The following is a 15,783-nucleotide window of genomic DNA, read 5'->3' on the forward strand; positions in this document are numbered from 1 at the left end:
CCATGTTCATGCAAATGGGTTTCGGCGCCGTGCTGATCGTGCTGGTGATGCTGTTGCTGTCGGCGTTTCGCATCCTGCGCGAATACGAACGCGGTGTAGTGTTCCAGCTGGGGCGCTTCTGGCAGGTCAAGGGGCCGGGGCTGATCCTGCTGATCCCGGTGATCCAGCAAATGGTGCGGGTCGACCTGCGCACGGTGGTGCTGGATGTGCCGCCGCAGGACGTGATCACCCGCGACAACGTCTCGGTCAAGGTCAACGCGGTGTTGTACTTTCGCGTGCTCGACCCCCAGAAAGCGATCATCCAGGTCGAGGACTTTTTGGTAGCGACCAGCCAGTTGGCCCAGACCACACTGCGTGCGGTACTGGGCAAACATGAATTGGATGAGCTACTGGCCGAGCGCGAGCAGTTGAACCTGGACATCCGTCAGGTGCTGGATGCTCAGACAGACGCCTGGGGCATCAAGGTGGCCAATGTCGAGATCAAGCACGTCGACCTCAACGAGTCGATGGTACGCGCCATCGCCCGCCAGGCCGAAGCCGAGCGCGAACGGCGGGCCAAGGTGATCCATGCCGAAGGCGAACTGCAAGCGTCGGAAAAACTGATGCAGGCAGCGCAGATGTTGAGCAAGGAGCCGGGGGCGATGCAGTTGCGCTACATGCAGACGCTGGGGACGATTGCCGGGGACAAGAGCTCGACCATTGTCTTCCCGCTGCCGATCGATTTGCTCAAGGGCTTGGTGGACAAGCAGAAACAATAAAGGCCGCTGTAGCAGCGGCCTTGTATCGCGGTGGGCTGCAAGGCAGCCCCGTGGCCCGATCAGATTGGCGCGCGGCGCAGGGTGGCAAGGAAGGTCGCCGCACCAATGAACAACCCGGCAAAGGTGCGGTTCAGGCGCTTCTGCTGTTTGGGCGTCCGCAGCATGCGCAGCACCCGCGAAGCCAACCCGGTGTACCCCGCCATCACCAGCAAGTCGACCGAGACCATGGTCACGGTGATCGCCACATACTGCGGCAGCAGCGGCGCATGCGGGTTGAGGAACTGCGGCAGCACCGCCAGCATGAAAACCAGCGCCTTGGGGTTGCTGACGTTGACCAAGAAGCCACGGAAGACCAGGCTCAGCGGTTTGCCGATCGGGCGCACGCCGGATTCATCGGTCATGTCCATCGGCAAGGCACGCCACTGCTTGTACGCCAGGTACACCAGGTAGGCGACGCCAAACCATTTGATGACCTGAAACGCCGTGGCCGAGGCAGCCAGGATGGCACCGACGCCGGCAGCGATGATGGCGATCTGCAGGATCAGGCCTAGCTGCAGGCCCAGGGCATTCCAGTAACCACGCCAGAAACCATATTGCAGGCCACTGGACATCGAGGCAATCGCCCCGGCACCGGGTGAAAGGCTGATCACCCAACAGGCGGCAAAGAAGCCCAACCATACTTCCATCGACATCACACACCTCGCTCGAACATTTGTTGCAAAACGTTAAGCTAAGGTTTTGGTGAAAAAATAACCAGCGATTTTTGATGGATTTCTATCGCCTGTACCGACCTCTTCGCGGGCAAGCACGCTCCACAAGTACAGGTTCAGTCCGCTTCGCCAGCCGGCTCTTTGTGCATCGTCTGCACCTCAGCCCCGCGCCAGCGCCGCACCGACTTCTGGAAGAACTGGCTATTGGGCACCTGCACCAAGGCCCCACCCGCTTCGGGCATTTCCAGCAGGGTGGTAAACAGCAGGTTGATGGCGATCACCCGGCCTTTCACGCCCGGCTTGTCCAGGGTGTCGACCAGTTCGACCACATCACCGATGCGAAACGGCCCGACCGTGAAGATCAGCACCGCGCACAGCAGGTTGGACAGCACGCTCCACATGGCGAAAAACGCCACCGCCGCCACCGCGACAAAGCCGGACAATGCCGTCCACAGCACGGTCGCCGAAACACCCAGGCGCTCCAGCACGAACAGCAGTGCGCTGCCCATTATCAGCCAGCGCAGGCCGCCACGCACCGGGACCAGCAGTTCTGGCGGCAGCGGGTAACGCTGGCCCAGGCGGCTCAACCCGCGAGCAACGATGCGCTGCAGGAGGAAGGCTGCCACCAGGATCAACAGAATCTGCAAGCCCAGCCAGAAGGTGTCCATCCATTGTCCTGGCAGCAGCGACCGCAGTTCTTCCATCAGGACAACGCCTCGAGCTCGGCCTGCATGCTTTCGAGGGTTTCCAGCGCTTCCATCCAGGCCTCTTCCAGCTCACCTTCGCGTTGCTTGAGCTTGGTCTGGCGCGCCAGCAGGTCACGCAATTCGTCCTTGCGCGCCGCTTCGTAGAGGCCACCATCACCCAGCGCGGTCTCGATCTCGGCCAGTTGCACGTGCACCTGGTTGAGCTCGGTTTCCAGCTTGTCGGCTGCCTTCTTGTGCGGTGCCAGTTGCTGGCGCAAGGCTGCGGCAGCCTGACGCTGGGCTTTCTTGTCGGTCTTGTCCGGGTTGACCGGGGCGGTACTGGCCGGCGCGCTGCGCTGGCGGTACTCAACCAGCCAGCGGCTGTAATCTTCCAGGTCACCGTCGAAGGTATCGACCTTGCCGTCGGCCACCAGCAGGAAGTCGTCGGTGGTGCTCTTGAGCAAATGCCGGTCGTGGGACACCACCACCACGGCACCGGCAAACTCCTGCAGGGCCATGGTCAGCGCCAGGCGCATTTCCAGGTCGAGGTGGTTGGTCGGTTCGTCAAGCAGCAGCAGGTTTGGCCGCTCCCAGGCGATCAGCGCCAACGCCAGGCGGGCCTTTTCACCACCGGAGAAGTTCACCACTGGCTCGTCGCAACGGGCGCCATGGAAGTCGAAGCCGCCAAGGAAGTCGCGCAGGGTCTGCTCACGCTCGGTGGGGGCGATGCGCTGCAGGTGCAGCAGCGGGCTGGCCTTGTCATCCAGCGAGTCCAGCTGGTGCTGGGCGAAGTAGCCTACCGCGAGGTTTTCGCCACGGACCAAACGGCCCGACAAAGGCTCCAGCTCACCGGCGAGGTTCTTGATCAGGGTGGACTTGCCGGCGCCGTTGGGGCCGAGCAGGCCAATACGAGCACCCGGGGTGAGCTGCAGCTTGACCTTTTCAAGGATGGCCTTGTCGCCATAGCCAAGGCAGCCTTCGGACAGGCTCAGCAACGGGCTGGAAATTTTCTGCGATTCGCGGAAGACAAAGTCGAACGGCGAATCGACATGCGCCGCCGACAACTCCTCCATGCGCTCAAGGGCCTTGATCCGGCTTTGCGCCTGGCGGGCCTTGGTGGCCTGAGCCTTGAAGCGGGCGATGTACTTTTCCATGTGCGCGCGCTGCGCCTGCTGCTTTTCGTAGGCCTGCTGCTGCTGCGCCAGGCGTTCGGCACGGGTGCGCTCGAAGGCGGTGTAGCCGCCTTTGTACAGGTTCAACTTGCGCTGCTCGACGTGCAGCACATGGTCGACCACGGCATCGAGGAAGTCACGGTCGTGGGAGATCAGCAACAGCGTACCGGGGTAGCCCTTGAGCCAGTCTTCCAGCCACAGGATGGCGTCCAGGTCGAGGTGGTTGGTGGGTTCGTCGAGCAACAGCAGGTCGGACGGGCACATCAGTGCCTGGGCCAGGTTCAGGCGCATCCGCCAGCCACCGGAGAAGTCGCCGACGCGGCGGTCCATCTGTTCGTTGGTGAAGCCCAGGCCGGCCAGCAACTTGCGCGCGCGGGCGTCGGCGGTGTAGCCGTCGGCGCTTTCCAGTTCACTGTGCAGGCGCGCCAGGGCGGTGCCGTCGTGGGCCTGCTCGGCCGCGGCCAGTTCGGCTTGGACCTTGCGCAGGCGCACGTCGCCGTCGAGCACATAGTCCACGGCCAGGCGGTCGAGGGTGTCGACCTCCTGGCGCATATGGGCGATGCGCCAGTCACCGGGCAGTTGGCAGTCACCGGCATCGGGCGACAGCTCACCGCGCAGCAGGGCGAACAGGCTGGATTTTCCGGCGCCGTTGGCGCCGATCAGGCCGGCCTTGTGACCGGCGTGCAGGGTCATCTCGGCGCCTTCTAGCAAGCGCTGCGGACCACGCTGTAAAGTGAGGTTGGATAGTCTGATCATGATGGTCGCGGAGTCTACCAGCTTCCTCGGCCCATAGCGCGAGTGGAACCATGCACAACGACCTGTGGAGTTACGCCCTGGCCCTGTATGCCAGGCCTGGCGTGGAAGCCGCGTGCCTTGAGCTGCAAGCGCAAGGTAGCGATGTCTGCCTGCTGTTGTGCGCAACCTGGCTGCAGGCACGTGGCGTGGTCATGCTGGACGAGCGCGCGCAAGCGCTGCAGGAAGTTGTCGAGCCCTGGCAGCGTGAAGTGGTGGCCCCGTTACGCAGCCTGCGCCAACAATGGCGGGCGGCAGCGTCGCATGATGCGCAACTGGCTGCGTTGCGTGAGCAGGTGAAGGGGTTGGAGTTGCAGGCAGAAAAAACGTTGCTGGAGCGCTTGCAGGAACGCTCGCGACAGTGGCCCGGGGGCTCCCATGAGCCCTCGGACGACTGGCTGGCCCGGCTGGCGCCGGCCCCTGCCCGGCACCACGACGCGCTGGATCAACTGCGCGTCGCGGCGGCTGCGCTTCAGGACGCCGAAGACGGCGCCTGAGCCGGGGTGCTGGCGGGTGTCGACGCGGCTGCCGAAGTGGCCGGGGTCGCCGAGTTGGTTGTAACGGCCGGGGTGCTGCCGGCTGGCGTAGCGGGTTTGGCTTCGGCTGGCTTGCTGGCAACAGGCTTGGCGGCTGGCTTGGTGGCTGTGCGTGCAGGTGCCTTGGCGGTAGCTGGCTTGGCAGCTGGGGCTTTGGCGGCTGGCTTGGCTGCAGATTTGGCAGCAGCAGTCACTTTGGCAGCGGGCTTGGCTGCAGGTTTGGCGGCAGCGGTCGCTTTGGCGGCGGGCTTGGCTGCAGGTTTAGCAGCAGCGGTCGCTTTGGCGGCGGGCTTGGCTGCAGGTTTGGCGGCAGCGGTCGCTTTGGCGGCGGGCTTGGCTGCAGGTTTGGCGGCAGCCGTCGCTTTGGCGGCGGGCTTGGCTGCAGGTTTAGCAGCGGCGGTCGCTTTGGCGGCGGGCTTGGCTGCAGGTTTGGCAGCAGCGGTCGCTTTGGCGGCGGGTTTGGCTGCAGGTTTGGCAGCAGCGGTCGCTTTGGCGGCGGGTTTGGCTGCAGGTTTGGCAGCAGCTGTCGCTTTGACGGCTGGCTTGGCCGCAGGTTTGGCAGCAGTAGTCGCTTTGGCAGCGGGCTTGGCCGCAGGTTTGGTAGCACGCAGGTCAAGAGCCTTGGCTGCGGCCTCGCGAACTTTACCTACACCTTGGGCCAGTTTGAGGCTGTCCTGGGCGTCGCGCTTGAGTTGCTGAATGTAAGAACGAGTCTGGGTTTGACGTTCCTTGAGGGCGTCGAGCAACTGTTCAAGTTCGCCAATGGCTTTTTGCGCCTTGGTTTGCGCCTTGGCTTTACCCGCCTTGGCCGCGTCTTGCAGTTTCAGGCGACCGTTGTGCAGTTTTTCCTGCGCCTTGCCACGCTGTTTTTCCAACTTGGCCAACAGTTTTTCCGCATCAGCCAGCGCTTGCGAGCAGGCTTCTTCCAAGTGTTCGAGCAAGCTGCCCGAAAGTTGCTGGAGCAGGTGTAACGGCGTACTTACTGGCTTCTTTTTGGCCGACATGGTTTACCTCCTGGCTGACGAGATTGCGGCTCATACTATGCTTCTGCTGCTACCGCCGCTAGGGCATGTTGACCGTAATATTTACGCCGCGTTGCATGCCTGGGCAAAGTTGTTATCTTGCAGCTGCGTGAAAGTGTAGTTGCTGAATTAATCACTGCTGGTATTTGGGAGTCAGGCGTTGCCTCGATATCTTGTTTTAGGTTTATGCCTGCTGGCCCCCATCGCCTTGGCCGACAGCGACGACCATGACCTGGCCTACAGCCTGGGCGCCAGCTTGGGTGAGCGGCTGCGTCAGGAGATGCCGGGCTTGCAGCTGGATGCACTGGTCGAAGGCCTGAAGCAGTCCTATCAGGGGCAACCCCTCAAGCTCGACAAGGCACGCATGCAGGCGGTGCTCCAGCAGCATGAAGCGCAGGAAGGTGACGCCTCGGTGCAAAAGCTGCAGGCCGCAGAAACACGCTTCATGGCCAACGAGCGTGGGCGTTACGGGGTACACGAACTAGCGGAAGGTGTGCTCTACAGCGAACTGCAAGCAGGTACGGGTGCGCAGCCAAAAGCAGGCGGCAAGGTGCAGGTGCGTTATGTGGGCAGGTTGCCTGATGGTTCGGTGTTCGACCAGAACCAGACGCCCCAGTGGTTCAACCTGGATTCTGTAATCGAGGGCTGGCAGGTGGCCTTGCCGAAGATGCACGCGGGCGCCAAATGGCGCCTGGTGATTCCTTCAGCGCAAGCCTATGGCGCCGAGGGGGCGGGTGATTTGATTGCCCCCTACACCCCCCTGGTGTTCGAGATCGAACTGCTGGCGGTTGGCGACTGACGCCAACCTTCAGGCCTGCACCGCACCTTCTTCCTTGTGCGCGTTGTGCAGCACCTCGATCAGGCAATCTTCAAGTTCGAAGCGCTCATGCAACAGCCCGCCCAACTTGGCCAGCTTTTCGGCAAAGCGCTCGGTGTCCTTGCACTCACCCTTGGCGCAATGGTCATTGAAGGCCAGTGCGATCTGTGTGCTGTCGTTGATCCGTGGGTTGATTTCTTCGGCCAGCTTCAGCGCCTTCTCGTCCCCGAAAGCCTTGGCCTCGCTGGCCAATTGCTCGCAGACTTCGAAGTGCCACGCCGAAACGTAATCGACCAGGAGCGCGCAAAAGTCCCCGTTGGTGTCCTTGTCGGCAAAGGCTGGCTTCACATCGCGCAGGGCGCGAAAAGCCTGCACCAGTTCCTGGCGCTCCTCCAGCCAACGGTCGATCAGCTTGTGAACCCCACCCCAGCGTTCCTGGGCGTTCTGACAACTATCGAGCATGGCGATCTCTTCCCTTCTGGGTAGATGCCGCTGCACCTCGCACCACGACCGCGCAGCACAAAGGTGTCATCAGCAGGACGGCATCGAGCAGTTGTGTTTTCGGTATGCGTGCTGGGAGATTATTCCCGCGCGTGCTGGCCTTCAAGGTACGCAGCACACAAAGTTCATACAAGTGTTTAATACACTGTTATATCGCCATTGGTCGCGCTAATGGCGCAACCTTGCGCCAGGTCATGTTCTTGCCAGGGTGCGGAAACGATACGCCAGCAGGCAACTCAAGGGCAGCACCGCCAGCAGCAGGAAGGCCAACAGGCTCCACTCCGGCAGTGTCAGGTCGAGAAAGCTCCAGGTAAGCGAGCTGCAATCGGGCCCCCCCAGCAACAGTTGCCGCGCCGCCTCGGCCCAGGAGTGCTCGAACACCCGCCCGATCGGCGCCGGGCACATATGGATGACCCCATGAGCGCCCTGCAACCAGACATGCCGCGCGGCCAGCACCGCGCCGGCCAGCGAGCAGCCCAGCGCCACCCGCGCATAACGAAGGGTGCCCCGCGTGCCCGGTGCCTGCAGCACCGCCGCGAGGCACAGCAGCGCGTAAAGGCCAAGCAGTAACCGCTGGCTGAAGCACAAGGGGCAAGGCACCAACCCCAGTGTGTTTTCCAGGTGGAATGAAACAACCAGTACCGCCATTGCAGCCAGGCAGGCAGGAAGAAAAAGGGTGCGCAAATGGGCCGGAAGCATGGGCTGGGTAAGTCCCGGGGAGATGTTGTGGTTTGAAACGGTAGAGGAAAGACACGCTTTGTTTCAAGGCACGACAGCAGCGACAAGTCGCTGAATCGCGTAGGAAATTTCCAGCGATGGAGTGGGAAGCGCCGGAAGGAATGGACTACGGATCTAACTGACAGCAATCGATAAATTACCCGCTCCCGAAGCCCGCACCTTGGCGCGGGCCTTGGGGTGGGTCAGGCGCGTACGCCTTCGGGCAAAGGCAGCGCCAGCAGGCGTTCGTCCAGCAGGCCAAGGCCCTCCTGGAACAGCTGGTTGCTGCGCTCGGTCTCGCCCAGCCCCGCGAGCAAGCGAGCCAGCTCGGCACAGGCCTCGGGGTTGCGCTCCATGCGCAGGCTGCTTTCCAGGTAATCACGCGCCTTGCCCCACAGGCGGTTCTGCAGGCTCAGACGGCCCAAGGTCAGCAGCAGGCTGGCGTCTTGCGGGTGGGCCTTGAGCCAACCTTCTGCGGTTTGCAGCTGACGCGCCGGATCATCACCGCGCACCAAGCCATAAAGGCGGGCCAGGTGGCTTTCGTATTCGCGCTTGAGGGCAGTGCGCAGCACGTGCTCGGCCTCGCTCTGGGCACCTACCTGGCGCAATTGCTCGGCGTACGCCAACACCAGCTGTGGCTCCTGGCGCTGGGCTGCGGTCAGCTGTTGCCAGGCGCGCTCCAGGGCCTGACGTGCAGTTTGCGCGTCCTCGCCACGGGTGGTGGCCAGGCTCAGGTTCTGGCCCCAGGCACGCTGCTCCAGGGCGGCCAGCTCGGCGGGCGGCAACACCTTGCCCTTGCGCAGGTCGGGCAGCAGGCGGATCAGTGCGGACCAGTCGCCGCGCTCCAGGTACAGGCGTTGCAGCAGGCGCAACACCTGGCTGTTGTGCGGGTGGCGCTCCTGCATGGCCAGCAGGGTTTCCAGAGCCCCATCGGTTTCACCACGGTCCATTTGCAACTGGGCATGGGTCAGGGCAATGGCCAGTTCCGCTTGCGGCTGGCGCTCCAAGGCACGCTCCAGCAGGTTGTCGCTGTCTTCGGTGCGGCCTTGCTCGTTGGCAGCACGCGCGGCACCGAGGTAATACAGCAGCGGTTGGCGCTCGGCCTCGGCGGCGCGGTGCAGGTGACGCTGAGCGCTGGCCCAGCGACCCTCGGCGAGATCGAGCTGGCCCTGCTCGATGGCCACGCGGATGCGCCGGCTGCGGTTACGCCGCGACCACGGGTTGACCACACCGCTGGAGGTCAGCACCAGGCCGACCAGGTAGCGCAACAGCCACAACAGCGCGACCACGGCCAGCAAGCCGGCCAGGGCCGCCCACAGCCCCGATTGATAGCGGAAACCACCATAGGAAATCAGCACGTAGCCGCTGTGCTTGGCGACTGCGATGCCCAGCGCGGCGGCAACCACGATTGCCAGCACGGCCAGCAGGTAGACACGCTTCATGGCTTGCCCCCTTCAGCCTCGGCCGGCAGATGACGCCGCTGAATGTAGGCCTGCACTGCCGCCAGGCTTTCGCTGAGGTCGGGGGTAACCACGGACACGGGCTGATCGGCCAACGCATTGAGGCTGTCGAGCATGGCCTTGCTTTGCGGGTTGTCGGCGTTGAAGTTCGCCAGCAGCACGCTGCGGGCATCATCCAGCGCCTGTGTGTAGACCTTGGCGTCACCATTGAGCGCCGCCCACTGGGCCTGTTCGATGGTCAGGCTCAGGGCCAGGCGCAGCTGGTTCAGCTGCTGCCCGGCCAGCAGTGGCCGCACGTTTTCATCGGCGTTGAAGTCGATCTGGAAGTACTTGGAGATTTCTGCCCACCACTGCGACAGCCGGCTGGCACCATCACCATCGGCGGTCAGGGCGCCAAGCGCATCGGCATTGGTGTCGAATTCGGGCGACTGGGCGCTTAGCTGCTGTACCAGCTCACGCTGTGCTGCCAGTTTCAGGAACAGGCCAGTACGGTCCGGTTGCTGGGTGCTGCCGAGCGTGGCCAGGCTGCGTGCCAGTTGCTCCCGGGCGGCGAAAGCACCCGGGTCGCTCTGCTCGCGCAGAATTTCGTCGGCGCCTTCGACCAAGGCTTTGGCACTGGTGATGTCCTGCAAGGCCGAAAGGCGCAGGGTAGCCAGGCGCAAGAGGTGCTCGGCTTCTGCCAGGCGCCACTCCTTGCGGCTTTCTCCCAGCACGGTTTCCAGGCGCTGGCTGAGGCGCTGCTGGTCGCCCTGCAATTGCGCCACCAGGCGTCGGCGGTCTTCCAGCTCGCTGGCTGCAGGCAAGCTGGCCAGTTGCGCGCTGATCTGCTGTTCGCGCTGCTGCAGGGCTTCGGCGCGCTGGGTCAGCGCCTCGATGTGCTGGCCCTGGTTGAACTCGCTGCCTTGCAGTTGACGCACCTGCCAGACACCCCAGCCACCTACCGCCACCCCGGCCGCGCCAAGCAACAGGGCCAGCGCTGCCAGGCCACTGCCGGAGCGCTTGGCAGGTGGGGCGGTAACGGGTTCCGCCGGCGTCTGTGCCGACGGCTGATCGTTATTGGACAAGACAGTCTCGCTCACGTATCCATCCTTTGCATGGGGGCGCATCGCGTACAGCTTAGCGCCTTAAGAGGCAGGTGCAGCGCTACGCTGCACGGCTGCCAGCAAGGCCGTGGCACTGGCGCCACGGCAATCCACAACCTGTTGGGCCCCGGCGGCCCTGGCCTGCTCGGCGACCCGTGGGCTGGGCACGAACAGCGGCAGGCGTGCCAGCTGCGGCCAATCCGCACCGGCCAGCTGCTGCAAATGTTCAAAACCCTGCCCACTGCTGACCACCAGGCCATTGAGGCGTTCCGCTTCGATGCGGCGCATCAGCGTACCCGCCGGGTATACCGGCAGGCAGCGACGATACAGTTCCAGATATTCGACACTAGCACCTTGCTCTGCAAGACGCTCTGCCAGCAGTTCGCGACCTCCGACGCCGCGAACGATCAACACACGCGGTGCCGGCGCGGCAACTGCCTGGCGCAGGGCCGGCAGCGCCAGCAAGGCTTCGCTGTCATCGCCACGCGGCGGAGCGCTCACCTCCAACCCCGCCCCCTGCAGCACCGCAGCGGTTGCCTCGCCCACCGTGAACCAGCCTTGGCGTGGCGGCTGAAGGCTGGCCTTGGCCAGTTGCTCAAGCAACAGGCGGGCGGCCGGCTTGCTAACCACGATGATTGCCTGGAAGCCGTGCAGGCCTTCCAGTAACAATCGCTGCGGGGTCTCTAACGTAACGGGCTCAATCGCCAGCAGTGGCAGGCAACTGCTGCCCACGCCCTCCTCCGCCAGGCTTTGCGCCAGTGCCGCGCAGTCCTCGGCAGGCCGGGTCAGCAACAGGCGCCATTGGCTCACGGGTGGCCGGCCTCGCCATAGACTTCCTTGAGGATGGCCTCGGCGCCCTGGCTCAGTAAGTCCTCGGCTACCTGTACGCCCAAGGTTTCGGCAGCAGTGCGAGGGGCGCGGGCATCGGCCACCAGCAGCGTTCCGCCACTCGGCTGGCCGACCAGGCCACGCAGCCACAGCTGGTCGCCTTCAAGCACCGCATAGCAGGCGATCGGCACCTGGCAGCCGCCATTCAGGTGCTTGTTCAGGGCACGTTCGGCCACCACCCGGTCGGCGGTATCGGCATGGTGCAGTGGCGCCAGCAATGCATGAGTCTCAACGTCGGCACTGCGGCACTCGATACCCACGGCGCCCTGGCCGCCAGCCGGCAGGCTGTCATCGACGCTGATGGTGAAGGTGATGCGGTCTTCGAAGCCCAGACGGATCAGGCCTGCGGCGGCGAGGATGATGGCGTCGTACTCGCCGGCATCCAGCTTGGCCAGGCGGGTGTTGACGTTGCCCCGCAGAAAGCGGATTTGCAGGTCTGGCCGGCGCGCCAGCAGCTGGGCCTGGCGGCGCAGGCTGGAGGTGCCGACGATGCTGCCGGCAGGTAGTGCTTCGAGGCTGTCGAACGTATTGGAAACGAAGGCGTCACGCGGGTCTTCACGCTCGCAGATGCAGTACAGGCCCAGGCCTTCGGGGAAGTCCATGGGCACGTCCTTCATCGAATGCACGGCGATGTCGGCTTCGTTGTCCAGCAGGGCGGTTTCCAGCTCCTTGACGAACAGGCCTTTGCCGCCGATTTTCGCCAGCGGCGCGTCGAGTAGCTTGTCACCACGGCTGACCATGGGCACCAGGGTCACCAGCAGACCCGGGTGAGCCTGCTCGAGACGGGCTTTGACGTATTCGGCCTGCCACAGGGCCAAGGCACTTTTACGGGTGGCAATGCGGATTTCGCGAGTGGACATGGAACGCCCCGATCCAGAGAAATACCACCGATGATAACAGCATCGCCGGTATCGCTTGCAGATACGGATCAACAGGTCATGTGCGGCTTTGTGTGAAAGCGGCCTTGCGGCCCTTTCGCGACACAAGGCCGCTCCCACAAGGGCAGAACCAGGCCACAGGTTTGCGCAGACGGCCTCAGAGCGTCTGCATCATCTTGCGCACCCCAGCCACATGCCGGCGGCTGACGGTCAGGGCGTCGCCGTCCAGGCCTTTCAGGTACAGCTGAAAGTGCCCCAGCGGGGTGCGCTGCAGGCGTTCGATGCGCTCGCGGGCGACCAACGCATTGCGGTGGATGCGCACGAAGCGTTCGCCAAACTCGTCTTCCAGGGCCTTGAGTGGCTCATCGAGCAGTACTTCCCCGGCTTCGTGGCGCAAGGTCACGTACTTGTGGTCGGCGATGAAATAGATCACCTGGGGTATAGGGATCAATTCGATGCCTTTACGTGTACGGGCACTGATGTGGCTGCGTGGGCCACCACCTTCGTTGGCTGGCCGGGTAAGCGCCGCCAATTGGGCACGGTTGGGTTTTTCGGCCTTGCGCAAGGCATCGCGCAACGCCTGGGGCTGGAAAGGCTTGGTCACATGGCTGAGGGTACTGTCCTTGAATGCCTCGGCACCGTATTCATCGTCCCCGGTGCAAAACACCACCGCCGGCGGCGCCTCGCGTTCGCACAGGCGAGCGGCGACCTGCAGGCCATCCAGGCCTGGCATGCCGATGTCCAGCAGGACCACATCGGGCTTGAGGCTTTCGATCAGCGCCAGGGCCTCCTCGCCGTTGGTGGCGCTGGGCTCCAGCACGGTGTAACCCTCCAGTTCGCCGAGCAGCCGGGTGAGGCGTTCACGGCCTTGGGGTTCGTCATCAACGATCAGGACATTCATAATTGCGCTGGATTCCTGAATGAGTCTCGCACAGGTATAGCGTAGACAGGTGTGGTTCGAGCGACACTGCGGTCACGCTCTAGACCGGTGCGATGGCCAAAGATTCACTCGGACGGCAGATTCACCGCCAGTCCCTTGTCCAACTGTAGACGGTCCGTGGAACACTGCCGTTCATTCCTTAAAATCCTTCTCTGCCATTTTCCGGGCATTTCTCTCGACCGGCGCCCTGCGGCAGCCAGCCCAACCCTGCTATTATCGGCGCCACTTTTTCGTTCACGCCTGCAATGAGTGAATCCATGAGCACCGACAAGACCAATCAGTCCTGGGGCGGCCGCTTCAGTGAGCCCGTCGACGCCTTCGTCGCCCGTTTCACCGCCTCGGTCGATTTCGACAAGCGCCTGTACCGCCACGACATCATGGGTTCGATCGCCCATGCCACCATGCTGGCGCAGGTCGGCGTGCTCAGCGATGCCGAGCGCGACACCATCATCGATGGCCTGAAAACCATCCAGGGCGAGATCGAAGCCGGTAACTTCGACTGGCGCGTCGACCTCGAAGACGTGCACATGAACATCGAAGCACGCCTGACTGACCGCATCGGCATCACCGGTAAGAAGCTGCACACAGGCCGTAGCCGCAACGACCAGGTGGCCACCGACATCCGCCTGTGGCTGCGCGACGAAATCGACCTGATCCTGGCCGAAATAACCCGCCTGCAGCAGGGCCTGCTGGAGCAGGCCGAGCGCGAAGCCGAAACCATCATGCCCGGCTTCACTCACCTGCAAACCGCGCAGCCGGTCACCTTCGGCCACCACCTGCTGGCCTGGTTCGAAATGCTCAGCCGCGACTACGAGCGCCTGGTCGACTGCCGCAAGCGCGCCAATCGCATGCCACTGGGCAGCGCGGCGTTGGCTGGCACCACCTACCCGATCGACCGCGAGCTCACCTGCAAGCTGCTGGGCTTCGAAGCCGTGGCCGGCAACTCGCTGGACGGCGTGTCGGACCGTGACTTCGCCATCGAATTCTGCGCTGCTGCCAGCGTGGCGATGATGCACCTGTCGCGCTTCTCCGAAGAGCTGGTGCTGTGGACCAGCGCGCAGTTCCAGTTCATCGACCTGCCCGACCGCTTCTGCACCGGCAGCTCGATCATGCCGCAGAAAAAGAACCCGGACGTGCCAGAGCTGGTGCGCGGCAAGACCGGCCGCGTGTTTGGCGCTTTGACCGGCCTGCTGACCCTGATGAAAGGCCAGCCGTTGGCCTACAACAAGGACAACCAGGAAGACAAGGAACCGCTGTTCGACGCCGCCGACACCCTGCGCGACTCGCTGCGTGCCTTTGCCGACATGATCCCGGCGATCAAGCCCAAGCACGCCATCATGCGTGAAGCGGCCCTGCGCGGCTTCTCCACCGCCACCGACCTGGCCGACTACCTGGTACGCCGTGGCCTGCCGTTCCGTGACTGCCACGAAATCGTTGGCCACGCGGTGAAGTATGGTGTGGACACCGGCAAGGACCTGGCCGAGATGAGCCTGGAAGAACTGCGCCAGTTCAGCGACCAGATCGAGCAAGACGTGTTTGCCGTGCTCACTCTGGAAGGCTCGGTGAATGCCCGTAACCACATTGGTGGTACGGCGCCGGCGCAAGTGCGTGCGGCGGTGGTTCGCGGCAAGGTGCTGCTGGCTTCGCGCTGATCAGAGCCTGGGGCCGCTTTGCGGCCCCCGGCCGTTAGCGTTTACCGCTACGAATCATCTCCATGAAGGCCGGCATCGCCGCCTCTTTGTCCGCCACGACCCGCGCCATGTGCGGGTTCTCGCTCATCAGCTGCAGTAACGCCTTGGCCTGCGGGAAGTCCGCCAGGAAGTCGATGTTCAGCACCTTCTTGCCCACGGCATACGCCAGGTCGACCGAGAAGCAGAACATCAGGTCTGCCAGCGTCAGTTGCTCACCCGCTACATAAGGTGCGAAACGCCCATTGCGTTTGAGGGTGGCAAAGCCAGCCAGCAGGTCGGCACGGGCTTTCTCCTTGATCAGTGGCTCCACCGACATGCCAAAGAACGCCTCGGCATAGCAGGTTCGTGCCGGCAGTTCGATATACAACTCGATTTCCTTGCGTAGCTCACGCACCTTGGCCTGCCCGAATGGGTCGGCCGGCAACAGCGCCTTGCCCCCCTGGGTCTGCTCGATGTAGTCGAGGATCACACTGGTTTCGCTGAGGAAGCCATGTTCGGTTTCAAGCACCGGCACCTTGCCACGTGGGCTCACTTTCAGTGCCTGTGGCGCCTGGCCGCCATAGAATGTGACTTCCTCGAAGGGCAGGCCTTTTTCCAGCAGGGCCAGTTTGACCATGTTGTAGTAGTTGCTGACCGAGAATCCATAAAGCTTGAGCATGAGGTAACAGCCTCCAGGCCGTAAGGGGTTGGCCCGGCTTTTATAGACCGTACGCCCGCCCCTGACTAGCGTCATGCACCCCATCAATGCCCAGGCATTGCCGCCACGGGCGTGGCACACTGTCGTATCCCATCACAGGAGTACCGCCATGAGCGAGCCCACCGACCTCGACAATGACGACGAAGCCTTCGCCGAGGCAACGCTGACCCAGGCCATCGAAAACCAGATCGAAAGCGGCGAACCGCCAGCGGCCAAAGCCACTTACAACAAGCTGACCCTGGTCGGCTATGAGCGTGAAGACATTCTCAACCTGATGGCCCATGTGCTGGCCTTCGAGATCGACAACATGCTGGTAGAGGACCGCGCGTTCAACGGCGAGTGGTATGAAAACGCTTTGCGGGCGCTGCCGGAGCTGCCGCCTGAGATGGATCAAGGCGAGGACGAATAACCCGACTACACTCGAAGATCAGGCACC

General features: G+C 63.4%; 17 protein-coding genes. 5 read left to right on the forward strand and 12 right to left on the reverse strand.

Annotated features, from left to right (window positions below; genetic code table 11):
- The first annotated feature begins 2 nt into the window (after positions 1-2).
- Positions 3-758, forward strand: a complete 756-nt coding sequence (locus APH35_RS04060) for a slipin family protein (protein WP_060514242.1) — start codon at positions 3-5, stop codon at positions 756-758.
- A 59-nt stretch (positions 759-817) separates the two neighbouring features.
- Here APH35_RS04060 and APH35_RS04065 read toward each other — a convergent pair whose 3' ends face one another.
- The 3 genes from APH35_RS04065 to APH35_RS04075 form a co-directional block, all read right to left on the reverse strand.
- Entirely contained in the window at positions 818-1,450 is a 633-nt protein-coding gene (locus APH35_RS04065; RefSeq protein ID WP_060514243.1) for a LysE family transporter, read from the reverse strand.
- Between the two features lie 134 nt (positions 1,451-1,584).
- Entirely contained in the window at positions 1,585-2,172 is a 588-nt protein-coding gene (locus tag APH35_RS04070) for a mechanosensitive ion channel family protein (protein WP_012270004.1), read from the reverse strand.
- Positions 2,172-4,082: an ATP-binding cassette domain-containing protein gene (locus tag APH35_RS04075; RefSeq protein ID WP_041166349.1), complete on the reverse strand. Its 1,911-nt coding sequence runs from the start codon at positions 4,080-4,082 to the stop codon at positions 2,172-2,174. The genes APH35_RS04070 and APH35_RS04075 overlap by 1 nt, the downstream gene beginning before the upstream one ends.
- A gap of 50 nt (positions 4,083-4,132) precedes the next feature.
- Between APH35_RS04075 and APH35_RS04080 the strand changes: the two genes are divergently transcribed.
- Positions 4,133-4,615, forward strand: a complete 483-nt coding sequence (locus APH35_RS04080; protein ID WP_060493607.1) for a TIGR02444 family protein — start codon at positions 4,133-4,135, stop codon at positions 4,613-4,615.
- Here APH35_RS04080 and APH35_RS04085 read toward each other — a convergent pair.
- Complete coding sequence (locus tag APH35_RS04085; RefSeq protein WP_060514244.1) at positions 4,591-5,658, reverse strand: AlgP family protein; 1,068 nt, start codon at positions 5,656-5,658, stop codon at positions 4,591-4,593. The two genes, APH35_RS04080 and APH35_RS04085, sit on opposite strands and share 25 nt — an antisense overlap.
- A gap of 178 nt (positions 5,659-5,836) precedes the next feature.
- On the opposite strand from APH35_RS04085, the gene APH35_RS04090 reads away from it, so the two are divergent.
- Positions 5,837-6,475: an FKBP-type peptidyl-prolyl cis-trans isomerase gene (locus APH35_RS04090; RefSeq protein ID WP_012270000.1), complete on the forward strand. Its 639-nt coding sequence runs from the start codon at positions 5,837-5,839 to the stop codon at positions 6,473-6,475.
- Positions 6,476-6,484: 9 nt separating this feature from the next.
- Here the strand turns inward: APH35_RS04090 and APH35_RS04095 are convergent, their stop codons facing one another.
- The 7 genes from APH35_RS04095 to APH35_RS04125 form a co-directional block, all read right to left on the reverse strand.
- Entirely contained in the window at positions 6,485-6,955 is a 471-nt protein-coding gene (locus APH35_RS04095; protein ID WP_012269999.1) for an Rsd/AlgQ family anti-sigma factor, read from the reverse strand.
- Between the two features lie 231 nt (positions 6,956-7,186).
- Complete coding sequence (locus tag APH35_RS04100; RefSeq protein ID WP_012269998.1) at positions 7,187-7,693, reverse strand: disulfide bond formation protein B; 507 nt, start codon at positions 7,691-7,693, stop codon at positions 7,187-7,189.
- A gap of 221 nt (positions 7,694-7,914) precedes the next feature.
- Positions 7,915-9,153: a heme biosynthesis protein HemY gene (locus tag APH35_RS04105; RefSeq protein ID WP_012269997.1), complete on the reverse strand. Its 1,239-nt coding sequence runs from the start codon at positions 9,151-9,153 to the stop codon at positions 7,915-7,917.
- Positions 9,150-10,250, reverse strand: coding sequence for a uroporphyrinogen-III C-methyltransferase (locus APH35_RS29235; RefSeq protein ID WP_012269996.1), 1,101 nt, complete (start codon positions 10,248-10,250; stop codon positions 9,150-9,152). Before APH35_RS29235 ends, APH35_RS04105 begins: the two co-directional genes overlap by 4 nt.
- 45 nt (positions 10,251-10,295) lie before the next feature.
- A complete protein-coding gene (locus APH35_RS29240) occupies positions 10,296-11,063 on the reverse strand; it encodes a uroporphyrinogen-III synthase (RefSeq protein ID WP_012269995.1) in 768 nt (255 codons plus the stop codon).
- Positions 11,060-12,001, reverse strand: coding sequence for a hydroxymethylbilane synthase (hemC, locus tag APH35_RS04120; protein ID WP_060514245.1), 942 nt, complete (start codon positions 11,999-12,001; stop codon positions 11,060-11,062). The genes APH35_RS29240 and hemC overlap by 4 nt, the downstream gene beginning before the upstream one ends.
- Before the next feature lie 175 nt (positions 12,002-12,176).
- On the reverse strand, positions 12,177-12,920 hold the full coding sequence (locus APH35_RS04125) for a LytR/AlgR family response regulator transcription factor (protein WP_012269993.1): 744 nt from the start codon (positions 12,918-12,920) through the stop codon (positions 12,177-12,179).
- Positions 12,921-13,216: 296 nt separating this feature from the next.
- Here APH35_RS04125 and argH point away from each other — a divergent pair, with 296 nt between their 5' ends.
- Positions 13,217-14,611, forward strand: a complete 1,395-nt coding sequence (gene argH, locus APH35_RS04130; protein WP_060514246.1) for an argininosuccinate lyase — start codon at positions 13,217-13,219, stop codon at positions 14,609-14,611.
- Between the two features lie 34 nt (positions 14,612-14,645).
- On the opposite strand, the gene APH35_RS04135 is transcribed toward argH, so the two are convergent.
- Positions 14,646-15,308 carry a glutathione S-transferase gene (locus tag APH35_RS04135; protein ID WP_060493611.1) on the reverse strand — a complete coding sequence of 221 codons (663 nt, stop codon included), beginning with the start codon at positions 15,306-15,308 and terminating at the stop codon, positions 14,646-14,648.
- Between the two features lie 148 nt (positions 15,309-15,456).
- Here APH35_RS04135 and APH35_RS04140 point away from each other — a divergent pair, with 148 nt between their 5' ends.
- Positions 15,457-15,756 carry a hypothetical protein gene (locus tag APH35_RS04140; protein WP_012269990.1) on the forward strand — a complete coding sequence of 100 codons (300 nt, stop codon included), beginning with the start codon at positions 15,457-15,459 and terminating at the stop codon, positions 15,754-15,756.
- Positions 15,757-15,783 lie beyond the last annotated feature (27 nt).

The organism is Pseudomonas sp. NBRC 111132, from assembly GCF_001320565.1.
GTDB lineage: Bacteria > Pseudomonadota > Gammaproteobacteria > Pseudomonadales > Pseudomonadaceae > Aquipseudomonas > Aquipseudomonas putida_P.